This is a genomic window from Methylocapsa palsarum, assembly GCF_900114285.1.
Lineage (GTDB): Bacteria > Pseudomonadota > Alphaproteobacteria > Rhizobiales > Beijerinckiaceae > Methylocapsa > Methylocapsa palsarum.
The window spans coordinates 28,614-49,661 of the sequence record NZ_FOSN01000019.1 but is presented as its reverse complement, the minus strand read 5'-3'; the positions used below and the strand labels follow the sequence as shown (position 1 = coordinate 49,661).

The following is a 21,048-nucleotide window of genomic DNA, read 5'->3' as shown; positions in this document are numbered from 1 at the left end:
CCGGGACGTCAGATCGCCGCCGATTTCGGGACCAATTCGGTCATCCAGAACAACATTTTCGACACGGCGGACGGCGTCATCAAATACAACTGGAACGATGGCGAAACGATATTGAGCGAGGCTGGCAACGCACACGACCGCGAAGACAGCGGCTCGGTGACGGCGGCCCAGGCGCTCAGCGTCACCGACAGTTCGCGCGGCTCCAACGCCTGGCACTATGATTCGACGAAACCGCACGTCCTCGTCATCGTTAACGGAATGGGCGGAGGCGAGTGGCGCAATATCGTCAAAATGACCGGCAACACGTTTTACCTGGATAAGCCCCTGGATATATATCCGGCGGCCGGCGATCGTTTCATCATCGCGCAGCCGTCGTACCTCAATGTCATCATCCGTAACAACATGATGAGCGGCAATCCCTTTGGCGTCGCCATGTACGACGGCACGTTCCTCAACGTGTCGGTGACTGGCAACAAACTGACCGACAACGGCGGCATCTATCTCAGTCCCGATCAGGAAAAGAGCGGGATGGCTGGACCTGGCCAGACCGGAACGAAATTCAGCATCTACCGGAATATCGAGATCAACAACAACATCGTCACCGACAAGTCGGGATATTACCCCGCCTATATCCAGATCTTTTTCCGGCTGGTCAATCAGACGACGCTGTTTGGCCGTAGTGTCGAAGCTGTGGAGGTGCGCAACAATCAGGTGACGGCGCGCTCCGGCACCAAGCTTGATTTGTTCCCCTTCGCCTCGGGCTACGGCGCATGGCTCGCCTATCAATACGCCGGCGCCCCTTATGTCGAGACGAAGGTGAAGCTCATCCTCGGCGCCGTGTTCCAGGGGGACAGCTGCGTGAACTGCCCCGTCAACTACAAACTGACCGGAGGCGACTCCGCCACGGTGATCTGGAATGCGACATCGCCGAACACCAACGGCTTCCAATCGACCTTCATGACCGACATGCCGATCTGGAGCTCGACAAAGGTGACCTCGACCGCGACGATAGTCGGCAAGGACTGACGAGACATTGCTCCGCTGGGGATGCGACTGCGCAAAGTTCCACTGCGCAGTCGTCCCCTGCCAGAAATTGCAGCGGGGTGATGGGACGCAGTCCTCTCATCCGTCAAGCAAACTCCGAACCAGCCAGTGCGGAAAGGCGCGTCCCGACTGCTGTTTCAGCGCGACAGGCGCGGCGGCCGGTACGGCGGCGTCGCTAAAATCGAGGTTCGAAACGCGCGAATGTGTGAAGCAAAGAGCCCTCAAGTCCTCGAGTCGAACAAGACGGGCTCCCAGCCGCCGGCTTCCATTTCGATGGCGAAGGCGACGCCGCGCGAGATCAGCCGGTTTCGTTTGGTGATGCCCGCGACCCGCGCTCCGGGGGTCGCGGAAATTTCGGCGATCAAGGCCCCCTTGACGACGGCCTGTCCCTTCCGAACGATGCCTCTGATCCGTCCCGCCACCGGAGCGATGACGATTGTTTCGCCGATGGCTCCGAGCGCCTCGCCGGCCTCAACCACAGCGCCGATCAATTTCGTCGCCGCGAAAACCCCGGAGGCCGGAGCGATAACGCCGCGCCCGGAGGAACCCTCATCGTCCGCGCGCCGATGTCTTGCCGGAGCGCGGCCACTCCGCACGATGGCGCCAGGATCTGGTCCCTGCGTTTCGATGACCGCATCGCAATTGACGCCGGCGGCGTAGTTGGGTCCGAGCCCCAATGTGAGGTTGGCGAGGCCGCCGATATTTTCAAAGGACAGATCTTCCTCGGCCTGAACCGAGACGATGACATCCCAGGGCCACCGCCCGGTCACGTCGACGAAAGGCTGCGTCAGGAGCGGCATGAACTGCCGGGTGCTGAGGCCGAGGATGAACTCGCCGTTGACGTCGGCGCGCCGCGCCTCGACCCCGTCAAGAGTTGCGACGCCGTCGAACCATGCGTCGGCGAAAGCCATTCGGCGCCGGAGGGTGCGGGGCGGCGCGCTCTGGTGAATCGCGACGGCGCAGTCTTCAGAAAAAAGCCGTCGCGCGATCGCCGAAGCGATTTCGGAGAGCCCGCAGACCAGGACGGAAATATCCTTGTTCATGGCTTCAACCGGCTGGTGAACGCCGACAGCGATCGGATCGATTCGAAAGCGTGCTCCTGTTGGCGCATCAGTCTAGTCTCCTCTGAAAAGGCGCGGCGTCCCGGCTTCGAACTCTGGTAAGGCGGCGCGATCATTTCCCGGCGATCCGAGGAAGCGGTGGGCCTCGTCCCGGCAGATCGCGCGCAAGGCGCGTAGATAAGGCCCTTGCGGGTTTGGCCAATGAATCAGATTGAGGGGCGGCCCGAGGTCTGCGATCAGCGCTCGCGCGACGCTTTTGACCTCGCGCGGGACGAGGATGAAACCGTAGCGCAAGTTGGCCCTCATCCAGAGCGCGAGCCGCAGTTCGCTGTTGTCGCAGAATCGGTAGTTCCGCGTGGCTTTTGACTGCGGCAGCCCGCGCGGGATCGCGCGAAGGCGCAACTGCTCCTTCAAAAGAGCACCGAGCGACCGGCGGAGCGTCGAAAATCCGCTATCGGCGCAGGCGAATTGATCGCGGACGTCCGCGCTGGACTCCGCCGCGCCGACATAGATCAGACCGCGCGGTTCGGCGCGCATCCCGGCAAGCACGGTCGAGCCGGCGAGGAAAAAAGCGTATACGCCCGTCCCATCCTCGGGAGGCAGGTCATCGGCGCCGAACCGGCTGCTCAGGAGATGGTCCTTGACCTTCGGCAGATCAGTCATTGACGCGTCCACGGAGCGACGGCGCATTCTCCGCCGCTCCCGACGACCAGCCAGCCAGAATGAATGTGGGTCTTAGTCAGCATCGCAACTTTGAACATGGCGCGCAGGACTCAAGCCGACAGGCAGAGGCGGGGTCCATGCCGAGTCGCTTTTGCCATAATCGCTCCACCAGGCGTCGAGCGCTTGCATCGTCGGGGCGACGTCATCGGACAGCGCTCCTGCGAAGCGCGACCAGTCTTCGGTCAACCCCTCTGAAACAGCCGTAATAATGGGAAGTCCCGCGAGGATCGCCGCGCGGAAGGCGTCGCAGAGCCCGCCGCGCGCGGCTTCCAGCTTGCCAAACTTGCTCAGGACGACGACGTCGACGCCGTCCCCAATCGCCCGCTCCACGTTGGCGCACGCTTGCGCAAGACCATATGGGTCGAGGTTGCAGGCGGTCGAACCGGGACCAAGATCCTGCGAGATCGAGATCGATGCGCCGGAGATCAGGTCGCGAACCGTCAAATGGCTGCAAGCGCCTTCACTCGCGCACTGGGAGAACTCGACGACGCCGCCGACGCGCAATCCCCTGCGCTTGAGGTCTTGGGCAAACTGCCAAAGAATGGGCTGCGCCGGCTCGAAGCGAAGGCCTCGAACCGCCGCAATGCGGGAAGTAAGGTCGATCGATTCCACTGCGCTCATTGTACGACCATCTCGTTCGAGGTTCGCCGCCAATCGTTTCGCCCGACGCCGTCTTGCTGTAGCAAAATTCGCACTCAGGACAACGAGACGCCGAGCATAGTGGCGGACGGCCGGCGCGGCAAGCTTCGAGCCGCGCCCTGACTCCTAAAAAAATTATTGTTTTCATCGAGTTAGACGCGCGCCCGAGCAGGGATCCGATCCGGAACCCTGCCGCAAGCTATATTGATTTAAATATAACATGCCTTACGTCGAGCCTGTCCGGAAGATGACAAAATGTCCCTGGATTGGCGCGGGCCGCGCCCGCCGCATCAAATGCTGCGCCAAAAGCGCTATATCCGGGATATTTTCCGGATCTCGCTCGCTTTTCACGTAACGGTCACACTCCTTTTGCCGGCCCTGTTCATTATGACTTCGCTCAAGGCGAAGGGATCATGCAGATGGAGCAGGCGAGTTCATGCAGCGCCAGGCGATTTTGAGATCGGGACTGCGGCGGCAGATTTTCGGAGCCGCGGCGCTGATCCTGTCGCCGATTGCGATCGCGGGCTTTGCGCAGGCGCAGAACGTCCCGCTTTTCGCGCCGCAGGAAGCCGATCGGCTGGGACACGGCGTCGATCAGCCGTCGCTGGCGCCGACAATTCCTGGATTGGGCGAGCTGAAGAAGGCGCTGCTCGACCGCGGGATCACCCTCCAGGCCGATTATATCGCGGAGGCTTTCGGCAATCCGACGGGCGGGGTCAAGCAAGGAGCGAATTTCGCCAACGCCCTCTATATGGCGCTGGATGCAAATCTCGCATCGTACGGGTTGAACGGCGCCAACTTTTACGTCAACGGATATGAAATCAACGGACGCGATCTGACGACGAACAATATCTACAATCTGGCGAATATCTCCAGCATCAACGCGCGATCCACGGCGAGGCTTTACGAACTCTGGTTCGAACAGAAATTTTCCGATTGGGGATCGATCCGAGTCGGCCAGCTCGTCGCCGACAACGAATTTTTCGTCAGCGCCTTCGACGACATGCTCATCAACGGAACCTTCGGCTGGCCCGTCATCACTGCGGCGAATCTGCCGAGCGGCGGCCCCGGATACCCCCTGACGACGCCCGGCGTGCGGATCAAGCTGACTCCCAACGAGGACCTCGCTCTGCTCGCCGCGATCTACAACGGTGACCCGAGCGGAGCGGGTTTCACCGGATTGCAGGAATACAAGAATCCGAGCGGGTTGAATTTCCGAATTCAGGACCCGCCCCTGGTGATGAGCGAGATTCAGGTCAATTATAATCAGGAGAAGGGCTCAACAGGGCTCGCGGGAACCGCCAAGTTCGGGATCTGGGCGCATTTCGGCAATTTTGCCGATTATCATTTCGACGCCGAGGGGCAATCTCTCGCCAATCCGGAGAGCTGCGGCGCCGCGCAGTTCCAGCATGGCGATTCCGGCGTTTACGGGGTCGTCGAGCAGATGCTCTGGCGTGCGCCGGGGGATGAGCCGTTGAAAGGGGTAGGCGTCTTCGGTCGGGTTTCATTCAGCCCGTCCGATCGCAATCTGATCGATTTCTACGCCGATGGCGGCCTCATCTTCTCGGGCGTTCTGCCTGAAAGGCGCGCCGACGCGTTCGGCGTCGGGGCGGCCTTTTCCCGGCTTTCCCCTGCGGTCGGCCAGCTTGATCGCGACCAGGCGTATTACGACGGGGCTCGCCTTCCGGCATGCGATTACGAACTTGTCCTGGAGGTCACCTATCAGGCGCAGGTCATCCCCGGCTGGACGCTGCAGCCTGATTTTCAATATGTCGTCCACCCCGGCGGCGGCGCAATCAATCCCAACGATCCGTTGGGCGGACGCGTGCCGAACGCCGCAGTTTTTGGCGTCCGGAGCATGATGCGATTTTGACGCGCCGATCCGCTGGCGCGGAAAACCCTCAGGCGTAGATGGGATCTTTGCGTTCGAGTGCACGACTTCTGTGCAAGTGCCGCAAACTACGCCTTGCGCCGCCGTTTCACTGCCTCACACTGATCCGCAAGCACTTCTTTTCATTCAATCGACGAGAGCATTTCGCTCGGCCTTCTCCAATGCGAAGGGTGGAACGATGCCGGCATCAGTAACGTCGCAGGAGGCGGAACCCCGCGCCGCTCAAGACGGGCAATCGTCCGACCTTCAAAATCCGCGCGGCCAGAGGTTCGCGAATTTCGCCGAGATCTCGCTGCACGGCGTTTATGAGATCTCGAAGATTCTCGCCGCCCCGGCGCGGTTGGAGACGACCTTGTCCAATGTTCTCAAGGTCCTGTCGAGTTTTCTCGACATGCGCCACGGAGCGATTGGGCTGCTCGACGAGCATGGCGCCCCCACCATGGTCGTTGGCTCGAACTGGACCGAAGACGCGGACAAAACCCGGTTCGACAAGATCCCGGAACGGGTGATTGGTCAGATCGTGACGACGAAAATGCCCGTGGTGATCGAAGACGTGGCGACGAACCCGGTCTTCGGCGGTTGGTCCGCGGAGCAGGACCTCAAGCCCGGCGTCAAAGTCTGTTTTGTCGGCGTCCCCATCAAGGAGGGCGATCGCGTCGTCGGCGCCCTGACGACCGATCGGATATGGGATGGCGGAGCCGAAGTTCGTTTTGACGGAGACGTCCGGTTTCTCGTCATGACCGCCAATATGGTCGGACAGACCCTGCGCCTGCACCGGGTGGTCGCGCGCGATCGCGAACGTCTCATATCCGAGCAGCACCGCCTCGCGAAGGAGCTCTCGGAGGTCAGCCCGGCGGCGCGGGGCCTGCGCGCCAGGAGTATCCTCGGGGAAAGCGACGCGCTCCATGCGGTGCTTGACAAGATCGCTATCGTCGCGCGCACGAATTCCACGATTCTGCTTCGCGGCGAGTCTGGCACCGGCAAGGAGCTGTTCGCGCGCGCGGCGCACGACCTTTCGCCCCGAAACAAAGCGCCCTTCGTCAAGCTCAATTGCGCCGCGTTGCCGGAATCCGTGCTGGAATCGGAACTTTTCGGGCACGAAAAGGGCGCCTTTACCGGCGCTTTGGCGCTCCGCAAAGGCCGCTTTGAGCTTGCCGACCAGGGCACCTTGTTCCTTGACGAGATCGGCGAAATTTCGGCTTCGTTCCAGGCCAAGCTTCTGCGCGTTCTACAAGAAGGCGAGTTCGAACGCGTTGGCGGCATGCGGACGTTGAAGGTGGACGTCAGGCTCGTCGCCGCCACCAACAAGAACCTGGAAGAGGCGGTCTCGAAAGGCGAATTCCGCGCCGACCTTTATTACCGCATCAATGTCGTCTCCATTTCATTGCCGCCGCTTCGCAACCGACCCGAAGATATTCTGTTGCTGGCCAACGAATTCCTGAGGCGCTTCAACGAAGAGCATGGGACGCATCATTCCCTGACCCCGTCCGCGAGCGGCGTTCTGCAGGGCTGCTATTTCCCCGGAAACGTTCGCGAGCTTGAGAATTGCGTGCGCCGGACGGCGACCCTCGCAAAGGATGACAAAATCGTCGCCAACGATTTCGCGTGCCGTCACGACGAGTGCCTGTCCTCGACCCTCTGGAATCGGTCGTTCGTTCCGGTCGAGTCCGACAAATCCGTTCCCCGGATGCGTCCGGGCGATGAGCGGGGTCCGTCGCGAAAAATACCAAGCCCGCCGCCGCGGCTTGATTCACCCGCGAATCAGGCCGGCCAACTCGATCGCGACCAATTGCTTGACGCGATGGAGAGGGCCGGCTGGGTGCAGGCCAAGGCCGCGCGCATTCTCAATCTTACGACCCGCCAGATCGGTTATGCGCTTCGCAAACACAATATCCCGATCAAACGCTTCTGAGGCCGCCGGATCAATTGCGGGCTTTTTCAATCGGACACAGACCGGGAGAGCCGCACGCAGCCGGCTTGGGAAGAGTTCCCGATATGAGATGGGGCGGATTGAGCGCGCCGCAAAAATACTGAAGGATGGTCCGGCCTGATCATATTCGCAGGAAGGAAAGACGCTCGCATCGTTCAGGATGCGGGCGTCAAAGCGATTTTAAGTCAAAGAGGCTGAGCTACTTGGGAGCAGCCGACGTTATGGCGCTTTGGGCCAGAGCGCCAAGCTCAACGGCCTGCTTTTGCATTGCCGCCAGTTGCGCCTTGGCGAACTCGGATTGCAACGTGAGAACCTCGGTCACATCCTTGGCGCGAACGATCTTTTGCGCCAGATCGAAGGCCGCATTGACGTTGTTTTCCGCAAACGACATCGCCTTGGTCATTGCGTCCTTGGCTCCCGACGGCAGCGCATCCGCGGCGCCCGTCGCCTTTTGAGCGGCGCCGATGAATCCCAAGAACGCCTCCCGCGCCTGATCGACGTTTTTTTCTGCAAGCTCACGGATTTGCGACGGTATTTCCTGTGGAATGCCGATCATGAGTGCTCTCCTTCAGCAGGGCGTATTTTTGCTCTAGCGGCGAAAAAACTCTCGCATTATTGGCGTGGGGACGCAAGACGCGCGCCAGCCTCCGTCTTCAGTTCAGCCGGGGCGGATGCGCGGCGGGGCGGCCCTTGGGCGTTCAATCCGGCGGGCTCGCCGTTTCGTATATTCTCCGTATCGTATTTGAACGAGAAGGCGTTTGTCGGTCGGGACGGCCATTCCATGATGAGAGAATCCAGTTCGTTGAATGTTATCAGCCTTGAGGTAGAACGCGCGCGTCGCCGGGAATCGAAGCCCGCCCCGTTGATGAATTCTGTTCTTGAAATCGGGCTTTACAGCATGCTTTGGTGGAACGCCTGCTGGCGCTGCTTCATGAACGCTCCCTAGAGCATATTCTGCTCGGATTGAATCAATCCAATCGAGAAGAATATGCTCAAGCTTTTGACTCTGGAGCGATTTCTGATCGATCGCATGACTTCATGCGATCGGAAAGCGCTTTAGCCGCCCGGGCAATCCGTCGCTGACGCGCTTGACGCCAGGCGACCGAACGCGGAACCGCCGCGGCCCAATTTTGAGGACGGGCGAATGATTTTGCGCGGCCTTCGTCCGGCTCGTTAACGCGATAGACTCTAATCCGGTCTACATCAGCCTCGATCCGAACGAGCGCCGCGACCGGGGTGCGTTGCATGATGGCCAGGGAAAAAGCGTCTCCGCCTCGGCAGAACGCGCCCGGCGTTCGCCCGCGCGTCGTCGCATCAAACGCGGCGCCCCTCCGCGATGCGACGCCCCTGTCGCCGACGCAGCGAATCAGCCGCGGCTGGAACGTTTTCTGTGGCTGGCTTGGCCGTCGGCGCGATCATGCGATTGCGGCCTGGCGCAGACCGCATTCTCCTTCGCCTCTGCGTACCGTCGCCATAGCGGCGCTCGCAATCGGCGCTTTCTGCGTGGCGAATATCGCGTATCATGTCGTACGAAAACCGACGGAGATCTTGTTTTTACTGAGCGGCGCGCTCAACAAGATGCCGGCCGAGACCTGGCGTCAGTATGCGCCGCTGTTCAAGGAATATTCCACGGCCGTCATCACGCCTGAACTGCTGGCGGCGCTGGCCCAGGTCGAGAGCGCTGGCAATCCGGCGGCGCGAACCTATTGGCGTTGGCGGCTCACGTGGAACCCGTTCGAACTTTATCAACCCGCCTCGAGCGCCGTTGGCATGTATCAGCTGACCGACGCCGCCTTTGCCGACGCCAGGCGCTATTGCATCCGCAACCACGCCGTCATCGAGGAAGGGCCGTGGAGCGACTGGCGCTCCTGCTGGTTCAACGCGCTCTATACCCGCGTCCTGCCGAGCCACGCCATCGAACTGACCGCTGCGTCCCTCGACAGGAGCGTCGCGAGAATCCTTGCGCGCCGGCCAAAGGCGAAAGCGGGATTGCAACAGGCGCAGGATCTTGCCGCGATCATCCATCTCTGCGGCGCCGGCCGGGCCAAGGGCTTCGTCCGGGCCGGCTTCCATCTGAAGCCCGGAGAGCGCTGCGGCGACCACGACGTCGCGACCTATGTCGCCGCGGTCAACGCAATGGAGCGCCAGTTCCGGCGTTTCTCCGCCGAAAGGTAGAGGGCGCGTGTTTTATTTCGCAATCGGTTTTGCTAACCTCGCCGCGGATCCTTTTCAGCGCGGGCACGGAAGTTTGAAAGTAAATGTCATGCTCGGAAGATGGACGCATCCCGCGCCAAGCCTTGCAACCTGCCTTGCGCCAAACCTTCTGACGTCATGTCTTCTTGCGCCGTGTCTTCTGGCTCTGTTTTTACTGGCGCCGGGCGCCGCCGCCGGTTCTGTCACGCATTGCGATCCCGCCGAGACGATCGTTTACTCCTGCGCCTCCGGAAAGCAGATCGTCTCGCTGTGCGCGTCGAGGGATGTCGCGAACCAGTCAGGCTATCTGCAATATCGGTTTGGCCCGAAGGGAAAGCCGGTTCTGGTTTTTCCAGCGGACCGGACGCCGCCGGATCATCATTTCGTACCGGGAAACTTCAGTTTCGCGGGCGGCGGGGGCGCTTATCTGCAATTCGAAATCGCGCCGTACACCTACACCGTGCTCAGCGCGATAGGAAACTGGGGTCCGCGGGGAGCCAAGGCGACCGTGGATGGGGTTTCGGTGCAGAAGCAGGGCAAGGTTCTGGCGAATTACGCCTGCAGGGCTGACGCCAATGAGGCGGAGGGCGAATTCGGCCCTGACTTTTTCGAAAAGATCGGCCTTGGCGAGTCCCGGACGGATTTCGAGATTCCCGACGCGTTTTTCAAAAAGGGCTCCCGTCCCCGTTAGCGCTTCTGATCAGGCAGGTTCTGGATGCTGACCCGAGGCATCCCATGACGTCATCGAGCGGCGGGAGCGTCCGCTGACGAAAGGCGACGATCATGTCTCCTCGAGGCGTCAGAGCCTGAAAACATCTTTGTCACTCCTCTGATCGAAATCATGCGATCTTGGGTTGCCAACATTGGCTTGCGCGCGACTCAAGATGTCTTGTGGGCGCTTTCCTTTACGGCGACGACCTGGTCGAAGGCGGCGAGAGCATGACTCGAATACATCACGGAGGGGCCTGCGCCCATGTAGATCGCCATTCCCAAAGTCTCAAGAACCTCGTCCCGCGAAGCTCCCTGCGCGAGAGCGGCCTTGGTATGAAAGGCGATGCAGTCGTCGCAGCGCACGGCCACCGAAATCCCGAGCGCGAGGAGTTCCTTGGTCTTCGCGTCGAGCGCCTTCGGCTCGAGGGCGGCTTGAGCGATCGCGGAGAAAGCCTTCATCACGGCTGGCGCACCGCCGCGCAGGGTCTTGAGATCGGACGACAGCTCCGCTGTCAGTTCGGGCCAGTTGACGTCCATCATGATTGAGTTTCCTTCCGAGGCGACGACATTGCGGGAGTTTGCGTTTCGCGCTCGAAGCTCTGGTTGTCGTCGCGCAGCCAGACATAGAGGGCCGGGATGACGAGCAGCGTGAGCGCGGTCGAAGAGGCGAGTCCGAAGACGAGGGAGATTGCGAGGCCCTGGAAGATCGGGTCGGTCAGGATGAAGGCGGCGCCGATCATCGCCGCCGCCGCCGTGAGGAAAATCGGCTTGAAGCGGATGGCGCCCGCGTCGATCAGCGCGCGACGGAGCGTCGCCCCTTCGGCGCGGCGATGGCGGATGAAATCGACGAGCAGAATCGAGTTGCGCACGATGATCCCCGCGAGCGCGATGAAACCGATCAGCGATGTCGCGGTGAAGGCGGCGTCGAGCGCCCAATGGCCGAAGACGATGCCGATGAGCGTCAGCGGCACGGGAACAAGGATGACGAGCGGTAGCTTGAACGAGCCGAACTGGGCGACAACGAGCAGGTAGATGGCCAAAAGCGCAACCATGAAGGCGGCGCCCATATCCCGGAATGTGACATAGGTGACCTCCCATTCGCCGTCCCAGAGCAGCGTCGGCTTCAGATCGTCGACCGGTTGTCCGTGGTATTTGACGGCGGGGGGGCCCTCGGCGCCCCATTCGATCGATTTGAGCGCATCCTCCACCGCAAGCATGCCATAGACCGGCGCCTCGAAGCGTCCGGCCACCTCTGCGCTGACCATTTCGGCGAAACGCCCGTTGTGCCGGAAGATAGGGTAGGACGCGGGCTCGCGCGTGACGCGCGCCACGTCGCCCAGTTCGACATTGGCGCCTTGACGGGGCGTGCCTCCGGCGGGCAGGGGCGTCGACAAAAGACGTTCGCCCGGCGTCAGCGCGGATTTCGGCATTGCGACGACGATCTCGATCGGCTTCAGGCCGCTGCCGCGCTGTGAATACCCTATCTTCACCCCGCCGAGGATGGCGCTGATCGTATCGTAGACGGCCTGTTCCTGGACGCCATGGAATTCAAGCGCCTCCTGGTTGATCGACAACCGCAATCTTTCGGCCTGGACGCCAAAACTGTCATCGGCGTCAACGATGAAATCAACCGACTCGAAGCCCTTTCGAACTTTCGCAGCGAGGTCGCGCCGCGCCTTGGCGTCCGGGCCGTAGATCTCGGCCAGCAGCGTCGAAAGGACCGGCGGCCCTGGAGGCGCCTCCACCACCTTGAGCGACGAGCGCGGCGGGAGCGCGAGGCCGGCAAGCCGCTTGCGGATGTCAAGGGCGATCGCGTGACTCGCGCGCGAGCGATCGCCCTTGGGAACGAGGTTGATCGAGAGCTCGCCTTGTTGCGGAACGCCGCGCAGGTAGGAGTGGCGCACAAGGCCGTTGAAGTCGAAGGGCGCCGCCAGCCCGACATAGGCTTGCATCGACGTAAGCTCGGGAAGATCTTTCAGACGGTCCGCAATGGCTGTGAGCACGCGGTCGGTCTCTTCAAGCGAGACGCCAGCGGGAAGATCCGCGACAATCCGGATTTCGGATTTGTTGTCGAACGGCAGAAGCTTCACGCGCACGGTCTTCGTTGCGAAAGGCGCGAGTGACGCGAGCGTCGCCGCCCCGATGATGAGGAGGAAGACTTTCGATCGGGCTCTGCCGGTGAGCAGAGGCGTCGCCACACGAGCGTAGAACCGGCCCATGAGTCCGTCGCTGTCGTGAGTGCGGCTCTCTTTTGCGCTGGTCGCGGTTTCGAATTGTCCGCCGGCGATCTTGAGGAGCAGCCAGGGCGTGATCGTGACCGCGACGAAGAAGGAAAACAGCATCGCCATCGAGGCGTTCGCCGGAATAGGGCTCATATAGGGTCCCATCATCCCGCTCACGAACATCATCGGCAGGAGCGCCGCGACGATGGTGAGAGTCGCGATAATCGTCGGATTGCCGACTTCGGAAACGGCCTCGATCGCGGTTTCGACGAGGCCGCGCCCGTTCCGCATGCGCCAATGCCGGACGATATTCTCAACCACCACGATGGCGTCGTCGACGAGGATGCCGATTGAAAAGATCAGCGCGAAAAGGCTGACGCGGTTGATGGTGTAACCCATCAGCCACGAGGCGAAGAGCGTCAGCAAAATCGTCGTCGGGATGATGATGAAAACGACAAGCCCCTCGCGCCAGCCGATCGCGGCCGTGATGAGCGCCACGATGGAGACCGTGGCGAGAGCGAGATGAAACAGAAGCTCGTTCGCTTTTTCGCTGGCGGTCGCGCCGTAGTTCCGGGTCACCGCGACGTCGATGTCTTCCGGAACGATCCGCCCCTTGACGATATCCATCCGATCGAGAATATCGCGGGCGACGACGACGGCGTTGGCGCCCTTGCGTTTCGAAAGAGCGATGCTGACGGCGGGGCGCTTGTCCAGCCCCCCGCTGGCGTTGCGGGTCAACGTCCAGGCGCGCTGGTCGCGCTCGGCGGAGGCCACGCGAACGTCGGCTACATCCTTGACATAGACCGGCCGACCGTCGCGCGAGGTGAGGAGCAGAAGTCCGATATCTGGAACGCCCTGAAGGGTCTGGCCGGCGACCACCGGAAGGGAGCGGTTTTTCTCCCGCATGTCGCCGAGAAGAAAGGCGCGGTTGGCGTTGGTCAGCTTTTCGGTCAGCTGTCCGAGGGTTATGCCATAGAGCGAGAGCCGTTCCGGATCGGGCTCGACCCGGATCTGGTTCGGGCTGCCGCCGACGATGTAGCTCGCCCCGACGTTCTCGACCTTGGTCAGATCGTGCTGCAATTCTTCGGCGATCTGGAAAAGATCGTTGTCGGTCCAGCGGCTGGCGCGCTCCGGCTTGGCGGCCAGGGTGAGGACGATGGTCGCCACATCGTCGATGCCGCGCCCGACGATCAGGGGCTCGGGGATTCCTTTCGGCAGGCCGGTGATGTTCGCCCGGATCTTTTCATGGATGCGCAGGGCCGCCGTGTCCCGGTCAGTTCCGACAAAAAAGCGGGCGGTGACGACCACCTTGTCGTCTTGTGTCTGCGAGTAGACATGCTCGACGCCATCGATCCCCTTGATGATGTCCTCGAGGGGCCGGGTGACGAGTTCGACCGCTTCGTCGGCCTTGTAGCCATTGGCCGCGACGACGATGTCGACCATCGGGACGCTGATCTGCGGATCTTCCTCCCGGGGCAGCGACACAAGAGCGAGGACGCCGACAAGAAGCGCGGCGAGAAGCAGCAGCGGAGTGAGCGGCGATGTGATAAAGGTGCGTGTGAGCGCGCCGGAGACGCCGAGTTTTGTGGGCGGTCTCATGGGAGGCCTCATAGGCGGTCTCATGGGCGCAGGACCACGTCGCCGTCCTTGAGGCCGGACAGGATCTCGACGCCGTCCGGCCTCGTCTCGCCCGGCTGAACGACGACTTCCGCTCCATCCCTGAGCCGCACGAAGTTGACGCCCGCGCGCCGGTAGACGGCGTCCGCCGGCACAAGGATCGTGTCGCGCTTGCCTGTAGGCAGATAAACGCGGGTGCGCTCGCCGACGAAATAGTCGCCAAGATCGCCGACGTCGACGTCGGCGATCACCCGGCCGCCCTGGATCTCCGGATAGACGATGCGAACCTTGCCGCGCCGCATCGCGCCGTTGTCCTCCGCCTGATCGCCGCGGGCGGCGATCAGCACGTCGTCGCCCGCCCGCATGAAGCGCGCATGGCGCTCCGGCAAGGACAGCCGCAGAACGTAATTGTCCTCTGCGAGCGTTGCGAGCGTCTCGCCTGGCAGGACGACCCTTCCTTCCGACGCCGGCACGGTCAGGACGCGTCCGGCGCCGGGCGCGAGAACTGTTCCTTCCGCGGTTTGCTGAACGATAACGTCGCGGTCCGACCGCATGGCCGCAGCGGTCCGCTCGGCGACGTCGAGCGCGGTGCGGGCCTGATCGAACTGCACCTGCGAACTGATGCCGCGGCTTCTTAACTCGGTTACGCGATCGAAGTCGATTTTCGCCTGGTCGCGCTGCGCCTGCTGGGATTTGATGCGCGAGTCGAGCGCCTGGATCTGCAGGGCGAGCTTCTGGTCGACGACAAGACCAACTTCGGCGCCGGCCGTGAGGCGATCGCCCTCCTTGACCTTCAGGCGTATGATCGTCCCGCCGATTCTCGCGCGAGCGGCGAGCAGGTGCACGGGCTCGACCGTTGCTATGACCGCCTTTAGATCGTCTACTTGGCTTGAATGGACGCTGAAATCTTCGGCGAACGCATGGGGCGCGAGAATGGCGGTTGAGAAAACGATCAAGGCGAAGCGCATGACGGCAATCCGCAAAAGAGAACCCTTGACACTTAAAACAGAACAATCTAATTTAGCAACAATGAAATTAGAGGAATTGGGATCGCGGGCGGGAAAAGCGGAAGCCTTCCTCAAGGCGCTCGCAAACCGGCATCGGTTGATGATCTTGTGCGAGTTGCACAAGGGCGAGCAATCCGTCGGCGTTCTTCACGAAGCGATCGGCTTGAGTCAGTCCGCGTTGTCGCAGCATCTTGCCCGGTTGCGCGAGGATAAACTCGTCAAGACGCGCCGGGAATCGCAGACAATCTACTACTCGCTCGCGAGCAAGGAAGCCAATCAGGTTATCGCCTTGCTTTATGATCTGTTTTGCTCGGGGACCGCAAATACTGACCCGGGTTGCAAATACTGACGGGCTGCAAGCGCCGAAAGGGGAAAGTCATGAGTATCGACCGCGTCGTCCTTGCGTTCGCCGGAACGATGATCCTGTTGAGCCTCGCGCTCGCGCACTGGCATGGCTCCGGGTGGCTGTTGCTCACTGGATTTGTAGGCGTCAATCTTCTGCAGGCCGCGTTTACCGGCTTCTGCCCGCTTGCTACTGTGCTGAAACGCCTCGGCTATCGGCCGGGATGCGCTTTCGATTAGGCGTGTCCGCAGACCGGTGTTTGCAGAGTCCAGCCGCAAAAAGAAAAACAAACCCGGAGAGGAAACACTATGCCCAAGGTTGTTGTCATTGGCGCCGGTATAGGCGGAATCCCGACGGCGTTCGAGCTGCGTGACCTGCTCGGTCGCGACGCCGACATTTCGGTCGTGTCCGATAATGACTATTTCCATTTCGTCCCTTCAAATCCGTGGGTCGCGATGGGGTGGCGGCGCCCCGAAGACATCAAGGTCGCCCTGCCCGAAGTCTTCGCCAAAAAGAAGATTTTCTTTTCGTCCGCCGGGGCGAAACGCGTCGTTCCCGATGAGAACAGGATCTATCTCGGCGACGGAACCGCGCTCGATTACGATTATCTCGTGATCGCGACGGGTCCAAAACTCGCCTTCGACGAGATCGAAGGCCTCGGACCGCAAGGCCACACTCAATCAGTCTGCCACGTCGATCACGCCGACGGCGCTTCCAAACAATGGGAGGCGTTCTGTAGCGATCCGGGTCCGATGGTCGTCGGCGCGGTTCAGGGCGCTTCGTGTTTCGGGCCCGCCTATGAATATGCCCTCTGCGCCGTCACCGACCTGCGAAAGCGCAAGATCCGGCACAAGGTTCCGATGACCTTTATCACCTCCGAACCTTATATCGGGCATCTCGGGTTGGGCGGCGTCGGCGACACCAAGGGAATGCTCGAGTCGATCCTGCGCGATAAGGACATCAAGTGGATCACCAATTGCAAGATCGACCGGATCACTGCGGAGGGCGTCGAGGCGACCGAGGTCAATGACGACGGCAGCGTCAAGCGCGTGCACAAGATCGCGTCGAAATTTTCGATGCTTCTTCCGGCGTTTCGCGGCGTCGACTGCTTCAAGACCGAGGACGGCAAATGGATCGAGGGATTGACCAACCCACGCGGTTTCATCCTCATCGACAAATATCAACGCAATCCCAGATATAGCAACGTCTTCGCCGTCGGCGTCTGCACCGCGATCCCGCCTGTCGAACAGACGCCCGTTCCCACCGGAATGCCAAAGACGGGTTACCTGATCGAATCGATGGTGACCGCCACCGCGCACAATATCGCCGACCTGATCGCCAATCGGGAGCCCTCTCACGAAGGCACCTGGAACGCCGTCTGTCTCGCTGATTTCGGCGACAGCGGCGTCGCTTTCGTCGCGTTGCCGCAGATCCCGCCGCGCAACGTCAACTGGTCAAGCCAGGGCTATTGGGTGCATCTTGCTAAAGTCGGTTTCGAAAAATATTTCCTGCGCAAGATTCGCATCGGATCGAGCGAGCCCGGATACGAGCGTTTCGTCATGAAGAAGCTTGGGGTGGAGAGGCTGAAGGCGGCTCCGGGCAGGCACGCATCTTAGCAACGCACGCATGTAGACGAGCAGCATACTCCACCGCCACAAACGTAAGGAAACTTGAGATGAACGCGAATGTTGGAGCCCTCGACCGCATCCTCCGCATCCTCGCCGGCGTCGTGATGATCGGACTCGCCGCAAAAGGAGCTATTGGACTCTGGGGTTATATCGGCGTCGTTCCGTTGCTGACCGGCCTGTTCAGGTTCTGTCCCGCTTATACATTGCTTGGCTTCAACACCTGCGGCGTAAACAAATAAGGCCGGCCCCGCGCGTCATTCGGGAGCGTCAGGAAAGGCGAACAAACAGTCGACTTTCTGCCTCCAGGGCCAGTTCTATGTGGTAGACAAGGCGTAGGCCCCGCCAGTGGCCGCCGCCGCGACGGCGCCCGTTTCAACGCCTCTCGTTGAAACCGGCGCCGCGCCGCGCTAACATCCAGCGCTTCGGCGGAAGACGAGGCTGAGATTGTTGGCGGGCATTTCGATGATCTTTGGCCCCGCGAAACCCTTCGACCCGGCGTAGTCCGTGACTGCTTCAAGATCGCGCACGCCCCAGGCGGCGTTCTGAGCGCGAAGATTTACGTCGAACGCAGCATTGCTGGGAGCTGTATGCCCGCCACAGCGCTTGTAGGGACCGTAGAGATAGAGCGGCGCGCCGGTCCGCAAAATCTCTGAAGCTCCCTCGAACAAGCCTTCGGTCGCCGCCCAGGGCGAAATGTGGACCATGTTGATACAGATCACGGCGTCGGCTCGAAGGATGGGCCGGGGCGTCGTTTTCGCGTCGAGCGCCAGCGGCGCAAGGATGTTGGCGGCGCCCGAGAAAGCAGTCCACGATGAAATGCTGGCTCGCGCGGCGGCGTCGGGATCGGAGGGGCGAAATGTCAGATTCGGCAGTTGCGAGGCGAAAAAAGCGATATGCTCACCCGAGCCGCTCGCGATTTCAAGCGCCAGTCCGGTCGGGGGCAGGACCGTCCGCAAGACGTCGAGAATGGGACCGCGATTGCGTGCGGCGGCGGCGGAGAAGAGACGGGCGTCACTCATCTTGGACCGAGGACAGGCGCGAAACAAACCATGCGTTTACTTCTCTATCTGTCCGGCCGGCCGCCGTATACGCAAGCCTTTTTTATGTGCTTCCGGGGGATTTCCGTCCCTTGAGAATGGGACTAACCGGTTCCGGACTTTCCTGTCCCGGATTTCTCTAACCCGATGGCCGCTCATTCTTTTGCGGGGAATCCTGGACGGCGTTTGCGAACATGCCCCAGACAAAGACTCTGACCAGGATCCAGGTTAGAATATTTTCCAGCGCAAACATGTGCGTTTCCTTTATGCAAAAACTTGAACGGCGCGAGGCGCGACATGAATGTAACGAGAGCTTAGTTGAAAAGTTCACTCACTGCGTACGGCATCGCAAAGATGTGAAACGAGAAGCTGAGGCCGATTAAGAGCCGGCTGTCCTTGAGCCCAGGAACAGAAGCCAAGGCGCCACATGACTCCGGCTTCCGTCGCAAGCGCCCGATTGGTCAGAAAGATCCGCGCCGCGCAATTGGCGACGGGGGGCGCTGTTCAGCAATTCCCAGGGCTCTCCATTGGCGTAAGCGGTCCATGTTGACGACGCGCGCTTCGAAAACATAGAGGCCTCCTTCGCTTGGCCAATTGATCTGTCCGTCGGCGTCACGGATCAGGATCGTCTGACCTTATCGGATCGTGATCTGAGGCGGACCAATCCGCACCTTTCGGCTCCTCTCTGAATCACGCCCGATCGCGAAGCCTCGGAAACGATCCCCACGCCCTGTGGCGAGGATTCTGCCGCTTTCTGATCCGCCTGCGTGACAATCCGCGCTTCGGCGAGGACATCGCGGCGGGACCCGCGCCGTCGTCCCGATGTGCGCACAAGCCGGGGACCGCGAAATCGCCGTTCCGATCGACCGTGGCGGCCACGGCGTCTTCGCAACCGGCGTTTCCACGCATTCTTCTGATGTCGGGATGGAGCAGGCGGGCGCTTCAAGATGGAACGGCAATGAACATGGCGCCACTTTTCAAGCGCCGGAGGAGCCGAATGCGAGAGAAAAAAATTCACGGCTTGACAAGCGCCCCGATCGACGAAAGCGCGGTCAATTCGTTGTAAACGTTGCTATTCGAGGGCGATCTCCGGCGCGCGCGCAAGATCATGCCGACGCCTCTTTATGGCAGATCTACGGCGACAGTTTGGAGTCTACGGGGTAAATTGATAGATTATGACCGCTAAAAGCCACGATATTGAATGTAATGAAAAAAGATAAATAATAACACAGGTCATTTACAAATGTATAAAGCATCATAGCAAATATTTTAACCATCCATTTTAAATATAATACTAAAGTAGTCAATGACAAAAAACTGAACGTGGCCATAAGACGTCATTTGTATTGCAAAACTGTAGCTTGACAGTGACGATTAAAAGATTTTGACATTTACATATTTTAGCCTTAAACTTTGTAAAGATGGTCCCGTGAAGGTCAAGCAGTTGTGTTGCTTTGACCGGTCGGTTTTGCCGTGGTTCGGTGAAAGGAACAGTGATGTCCAGCCTCGAGATCTCCCGTCGGTCGTTATCCTCCGCCGCCTCGCATCGGGAGCGGCAAGGTCAGAGGGGGCGGATCGACGGCCGGCATCTCCTTAAAGATTGTCTTGGCGTCATGACGCTTCTCCTGGCGTCGGGGTCAGGCGCGCATGCGCTGACAGACCCTTGCGCCAGCACGGCGCAGCAGCAGAACAGCGTCTTGAATATTACGTCGCCCACCGCCCAGGTCGTCGTGCCGGGAGTCGCCGGAAGCATCACGCATATTTGCCAGATCCAATGGGCGACAGGCTCGAATCCCGCCACCTTCTCGCTGAACGAAGGCACAGGCGCCGCTTGCGCAACAGCCACGAAAAGCCTTCACGCATCAACGTCATTGGCGGCCTATTCCAGCGCGACGTGGAATCAGGCTGGCGTCGGCGCCGCGACCGTCGCCCAGACAGCGGTCGCCGGGGACGACATATGCGTCACCGCGACTCGGCCTGCGGCAGGCCCCCTCGTTCTTCTCGCAGTCACGGCGCAACAGCAGGTGGTGAGCCAGCCGCCGGCGCCGACTCCCAAAGTGAACGAAGTCTTCAATCCCCCAAATGGAACGGCGTCGCAAACGGGAACCACCGGATTAACCACGCCGGATGGGTTGTTCAAAGTTGACGGCACATGGACCGGCACGGGCGGTAATACGATCGTTCCCTCCCTCGCCGTCTTCACCCGTGCTGATCCAAGCGGCGTCAATGATCCCGCGGCGGGGTTTCTGTCGCTTGCGACAACTCCGAGCAAGCAAGCGGGCGAAATCATATCGAATGCGCTTCCTGGCTATGGATACGGCTATTACGAGGTGCGGATGATCGTTGATCCGCAAAAGGTCTCAGGCGGCGTTGCGTCCTTCTTCTGGATGCAGGCGGGCGGAACCCTTAACGCCAGAACATACGGCCCGCAGGAATTTGACATCGAGTTTCTCCTGAACGAGTCGTGGCTCACGTCGAGCAATGCGGGTCTGGTTCATTTCACGACCCATCCATCCAATGCGACCTATGCGCAAAAGCTCAATTTCAATCCTGCCCTCGGCTATCATAGGTACGGGTTCCTCTGGGTTCCGGGATCGCTGTCTTTTACCGTCGATGGCGTGACCGTCCACACCGTGACCGGTTCCGATGTGGCGTCTGCCCCCGCCAATGGCGGCTGGATCATGGCCAATGTCTGGACGGGAGCAGCAACGTGGGGCGGCGGCCCGCCGTCCAAGACATTCACCGCGGACTACAACTGGATCAAGTTCTGGCCAGGTGTCACGTCGGTGCCGACGAATTAGCAGGCAGGGCGCCTCTCTCGCTTCGAGGTCACTCCTTTCACGCGTGACGACAACGCTCCGACAGTCTCGTCGAGCGCGACAATAAGGTCGCGGCCCTGGGCGCGTCCTTGCCAAATGACTCCCCCCAATCAGACCGCCCAAAGGCGGCAAGTACAGGATTGATCAAAATGAACGTGTTGCGTAGGAAATTTTCATCGAGCA

19 protein-coding genes are annotated in these 21,048 nt (G+C 60.8%); 11 read left to right on the top strand and 8 right to left on the bottom strand.

Annotation, left to right across the window (positions count from 1 at the left end; translation table 11 throughout):
• A partial coding sequence (locus BM177_RS20170) for a hypothetical protein (RefSeq protein ID WP_175492660.1) occupies positions 1–1,026 on the top strand: 1,026 nt, incomplete at its 5' end.
• 239 nt (positions 1,027–1,265) lie between these two features.
• Here BM177_RS20170 and BM177_RS16545 read toward each other — a convergent pair.
• The 3 genes from BM177_RS16545 to BM177_RS16535 all read right to left on the bottom strand — a co-directional run bounded on the left by BM177_RS16545 (position 1,266) and on the right by BM177_RS16535 (position 3,449).
• Positions 1,266–2,087, bottom strand: a complete 822-nt coding sequence (locus tag BM177_RS16545; protein WP_091685805.1) for a hypothetical protein — start codon at positions 2,085–2,087, stop codon at positions 1,266–1,268.
• Positions 2,088–2,159: 72 nt separating this feature from the next.
• Positions 2,160–2,768 (bottom strand): GIY-YIG nuclease family protein, encoded by a 609-nt coding sequence (locus BM177_RS16540; RefSeq protein ID WP_139223685.1) that lies wholly within the window; start codon positions 2,766–2,768, stop codon positions 2,160–2,162.
• A gap of 72 nt (positions 2,769–2,840) precedes the next feature.
• Positions 2,841–3,449 (bottom strand): DUF2478 domain-containing protein, encoded by a 609-nt coding sequence (locus BM177_RS16535; protein WP_091685800.1) that lies wholly within the window; start codon positions 3,447–3,449, stop codon positions 2,841–2,843.
• A gap of 454 nt (positions 3,450–3,903) precedes the next feature.
• On the opposite strand from BM177_RS16535, the gene BM177_RS16530 reads away from it, so the two are divergent.
• Positions 3,904–5,340 carry a carbohydrate porin gene (locus BM177_RS16530; RefSeq protein WP_091685798.1) on the top strand — a complete coding sequence of 479 codons (1,437 nt, stop codon included), beginning with the start codon at positions 3,904–3,906 and terminating at the stop codon, positions 5,338–5,340.
• A 196-nt stretch (positions 5,341–5,536) separates the two neighbouring features.
• Entirely contained in the window at positions 5,537–7,270 is a 1,734-nt protein-coding gene (gene nifA / locus BM177_RS16525; RefSeq protein WP_091685795.1) for a nif-specific transcriptional activator NifA, read from the top strand.
• A gap of 217 nt (positions 7,271–7,487) precedes the next feature.
• On the opposite strand, the gene BM177_RS16520 is transcribed toward nifA, so the two are convergent.
• A complete protein-coding gene (locus BM177_RS16520; protein WP_091685792.1) occupies positions 7,488–7,844 on the bottom strand; it encodes a phasin family protein in 357 nt (118 codons plus the stop codon).
• 350 nt (positions 7,845–8,194) lie between these two features.
• On the opposite strand from BM177_RS16520, the gene BM177_RS20165 reads away from it, so the two are divergent.
• From BM177_RS20165 to BM177_RS16500, 3 genes are all read left to right on the top strand, one after another.
• The gene (locus BM177_RS20165) at positions 8,195–8,371 is read left to right on the top strand and encodes a hypothetical protein (protein ID WP_175492659.1); all 177 of its coding nucleotides are present in this window, start codon (positions 8,195–8,197) and stop codon (positions 8,369–8,371) included.
• Positions 8,372–8,791: 420 nt separating this feature from the next.
• Positions 8,792–9,463 (top strand): transglycosylase SLT domain-containing protein, encoded by a 672-nt coding sequence (locus tag BM177_RS16505; protein ID WP_342028932.1) that lies wholly within the window; start codon positions 8,792–8,794, stop codon positions 9,461–9,463.
• Between the two features lie 88 nt (positions 9,464–9,551).
• The gene (locus BM177_RS16500; RefSeq protein ID WP_139223684.1) at positions 9,552–10,172 is read left to right on the top strand and encodes a hypothetical protein; all 621 of its coding nucleotides are present in this window, start codon (positions 9,552–9,554) and stop codon (positions 10,170–10,172) included.
• A gap of 188 nt (positions 10,173–10,360) precedes the next feature.
• Here the strand turns inward: BM177_RS16500 and BM177_RS16495 are convergent, their stop codons facing one another.
• From BM177_RS16495 to BM177_RS16485, 3 genes are read right to left on the bottom strand one after another with little or no spacing between them, the layout of a single operon-like run.
• Positions 10,361–10,729, bottom strand: coding sequence for a carboxymuconolactone decarboxylase family protein (locus BM177_RS16495; protein ID WP_091685782.1), 369 nt, complete (start codon positions 10,727–10,729; stop codon positions 10,361–10,363).
• Positions 10,729–14,013 (bottom strand): efflux RND transporter permease subunit, encoded by a 3,285-nt coding sequence (locus BM177_RS16490; protein ID WP_091685779.1) that lies wholly within the window; start codon positions 14,011–14,013, stop codon positions 10,729–10,731. The genes BM177_RS16495 and BM177_RS16490 overlap by 1 nt, the downstream gene beginning before the upstream one ends.
• Before the next feature lie 20 nt (positions 14,014–14,033).
• On the bottom strand, positions 14,034–14,987 hold the full coding sequence (locus BM177_RS16485) for an efflux RND transporter periplasmic adaptor subunit (protein ID WP_244532395.1): 954 nt from the start codon (positions 14,985–14,987) through the stop codon (positions 14,034–14,036).
• Positions 14,988–15,060: 73 nt separating this feature from the next.
• On the opposite strand from BM177_RS16485, the gene BM177_RS16480 reads away from it, so the two are divergent.
• The 4 genes from BM177_RS16480 to BM177_RS16465 all read left to right on the top strand — a co-directional run bounded on the left by BM177_RS16480 (position 15,061) and on the right by BM177_RS16465 (position 17,248).
• Entirely contained in the window at positions 15,061–15,387 is a 327-nt protein-coding gene (locus tag BM177_RS16480; protein ID WP_091685776.1) for an ArsR/SmtB family transcription factor, read from the top strand.
• Between the two features lie 29 nt (positions 15,388–15,416).
• Positions 15,417–15,620: a YgaP family membrane protein gene (locus tag BM177_RS16475; protein WP_091685816.1), complete on the top strand. Its 204-nt coding sequence runs from the start codon at positions 15,417–15,419 to the stop codon at positions 15,618–15,620.
• A gap of 69 nt (positions 15,621–15,689) precedes the next feature.
• On the top strand, positions 15,690–16,997 hold the full coding sequence (locus tag BM177_RS16470) for an NAD(P)/FAD-dependent oxidoreductase (RefSeq protein ID WP_091685774.1): 1,308 nt from the start codon (positions 15,690–15,692) through the stop codon (positions 16,995–16,997).
• Positions 16,998–17,056: 59 nt separating this feature from the next.
• Complete coding sequence (locus BM177_RS16465) at positions 17,057–17,248, top strand: YgaP family membrane protein (protein WP_091685771.1); 192 nt, start codon at positions 17,057–17,059, stop codon at positions 17,246–17,248.
• 168 nt (positions 17,249–17,416) lie between these two features.
• Here the strand turns inward: BM177_RS16465 and BM177_RS16460 are convergent, their stop codons facing one another.
• Positions 17,417–18,028 (bottom strand): DUF938 domain-containing protein, encoded by a 612-nt coding sequence (locus BM177_RS16460; RefSeq protein WP_091685769.1) that lies wholly within the window; start codon positions 18,026–18,028, stop codon positions 17,417–17,419.
• Between the two features lie 1,514 nt (positions 18,029–19,542).
• On the opposite strand from BM177_RS16460, the gene BM177_RS16445 reads away from it, so the two are divergent.
• Positions 19,543–20,847 (top strand): family 16 glycosylhydrolase, encoded by a 1,305-nt coding sequence (locus BM177_RS16445; protein ID WP_091685762.1) that lies wholly within the window; start codon positions 19,543–19,545, stop codon positions 20,845–20,847.
• The last annotated feature ends 201 nt before the right edge of the window (positions 20,848–21,048 follow it).

Excerpts from the sequence above, each read along its gene's own strand:
- BM177_RS16545 (WP_091685805.1), bottom strand. The coding sequence starts at position 2,087 with ATGAACAAGGATATTTCCGTCCTGGTCTGCGGGCTCTCCGAAATCGCT.
- BM177_RS16540 (WP_139223685.1), bottom strand. The coding sequence starts at position 2,768 with ATGACTGATCTGCCGAAGGTCAAGGACCATCTCCTGAGCAGCCGGTTC.
- BM177_RS16535 (WP_091685800.1), bottom strand. The coding sequence starts at position 3,449 with ATGAGCGCAGTGGAATCGATCGACCTTACTTCCCGCATTGCGGCGGTT.
- BM177_RS16530 (WP_091685798.1), top strand. The coding sequence starts at position 3,904 with ATGCAGCGCCAGGCGATTTTGAGATCGGGACTGCGGCGGCAGATTTTC.
- nifA (WP_091685795.1), top strand. The coding sequence starts at position 5,537 with ATGCCGGCATCAGTAACGTCGCAGGAGGCGGAACCCCGCGCCGCTCAA.
- BM177_RS16520 (WP_091685792.1), bottom strand. The coding sequence starts at position 7,844 with ATGATCGGCATTCCACAGGAAATACCGTCGCAAATCCGTGAGCTTGCA.
- BM177_RS16500 (WP_139223684.1), top strand. The coding sequence starts at position 9,552 with ATGCTCGGAAGATGGACGCATCCCGCGCCAAGCCTTGCAACCTGCCTT.
- BM177_RS16495 (WP_091685782.1), bottom strand. The coding sequence starts at position 10,729 with ATGGACGTCAACTGGCCCGAACTGACAGCGGAGCTGTCGTCCGATCTC.
- BM177_RS16490 (WP_091685779.1), bottom strand. The coding sequence starts at position 14,013 with ATGAGACCGCCCACAAAACTCGGCGTCTCCGGCGCGCTCACACGCACC.
- BM177_RS16480 (WP_091685776.1), top strand. The coding sequence starts at position 15,061 with ATGAAATTAGAGGAATTGGGATCGCGGGCGGGAAAAGCGGAAGCCTTC.
- BM177_RS16475 (WP_091685816.1), top strand. The coding sequence starts at position 15,417 with ATGAGTATCGACCGCGTCGTCCTTGCGTTCGCCGGAACGATGATCCTG.
- BM177_RS16470 (WP_091685774.1), top strand. The coding sequence starts at position 15,690 with ATGCCCAAGGTTGTTGTCATTGGCGCCGGTATAGGCGGAATCCCGACG.
- BM177_RS16465 (WP_091685771.1), top strand. The coding sequence starts at position 17,057 with ATGAACGCGAATGTTGGAGCCCTCGACCGCATCCTCCGCATCCTCGCC.
- BM177_RS16460 (WP_091685769.1), bottom strand. The coding sequence starts at position 18,028 with ATGAGTGACGCCCGTCTCTTCTCCGCCGCCGCCGCACGCAATCGCGGT.
- BM177_RS16445 (WP_091685762.1), top strand. The coding sequence starts at position 19,543 with ATGTCCAGCCTCGAGATCTCCCGTCGGTCGTTATCCTCCGCCGCCTCG.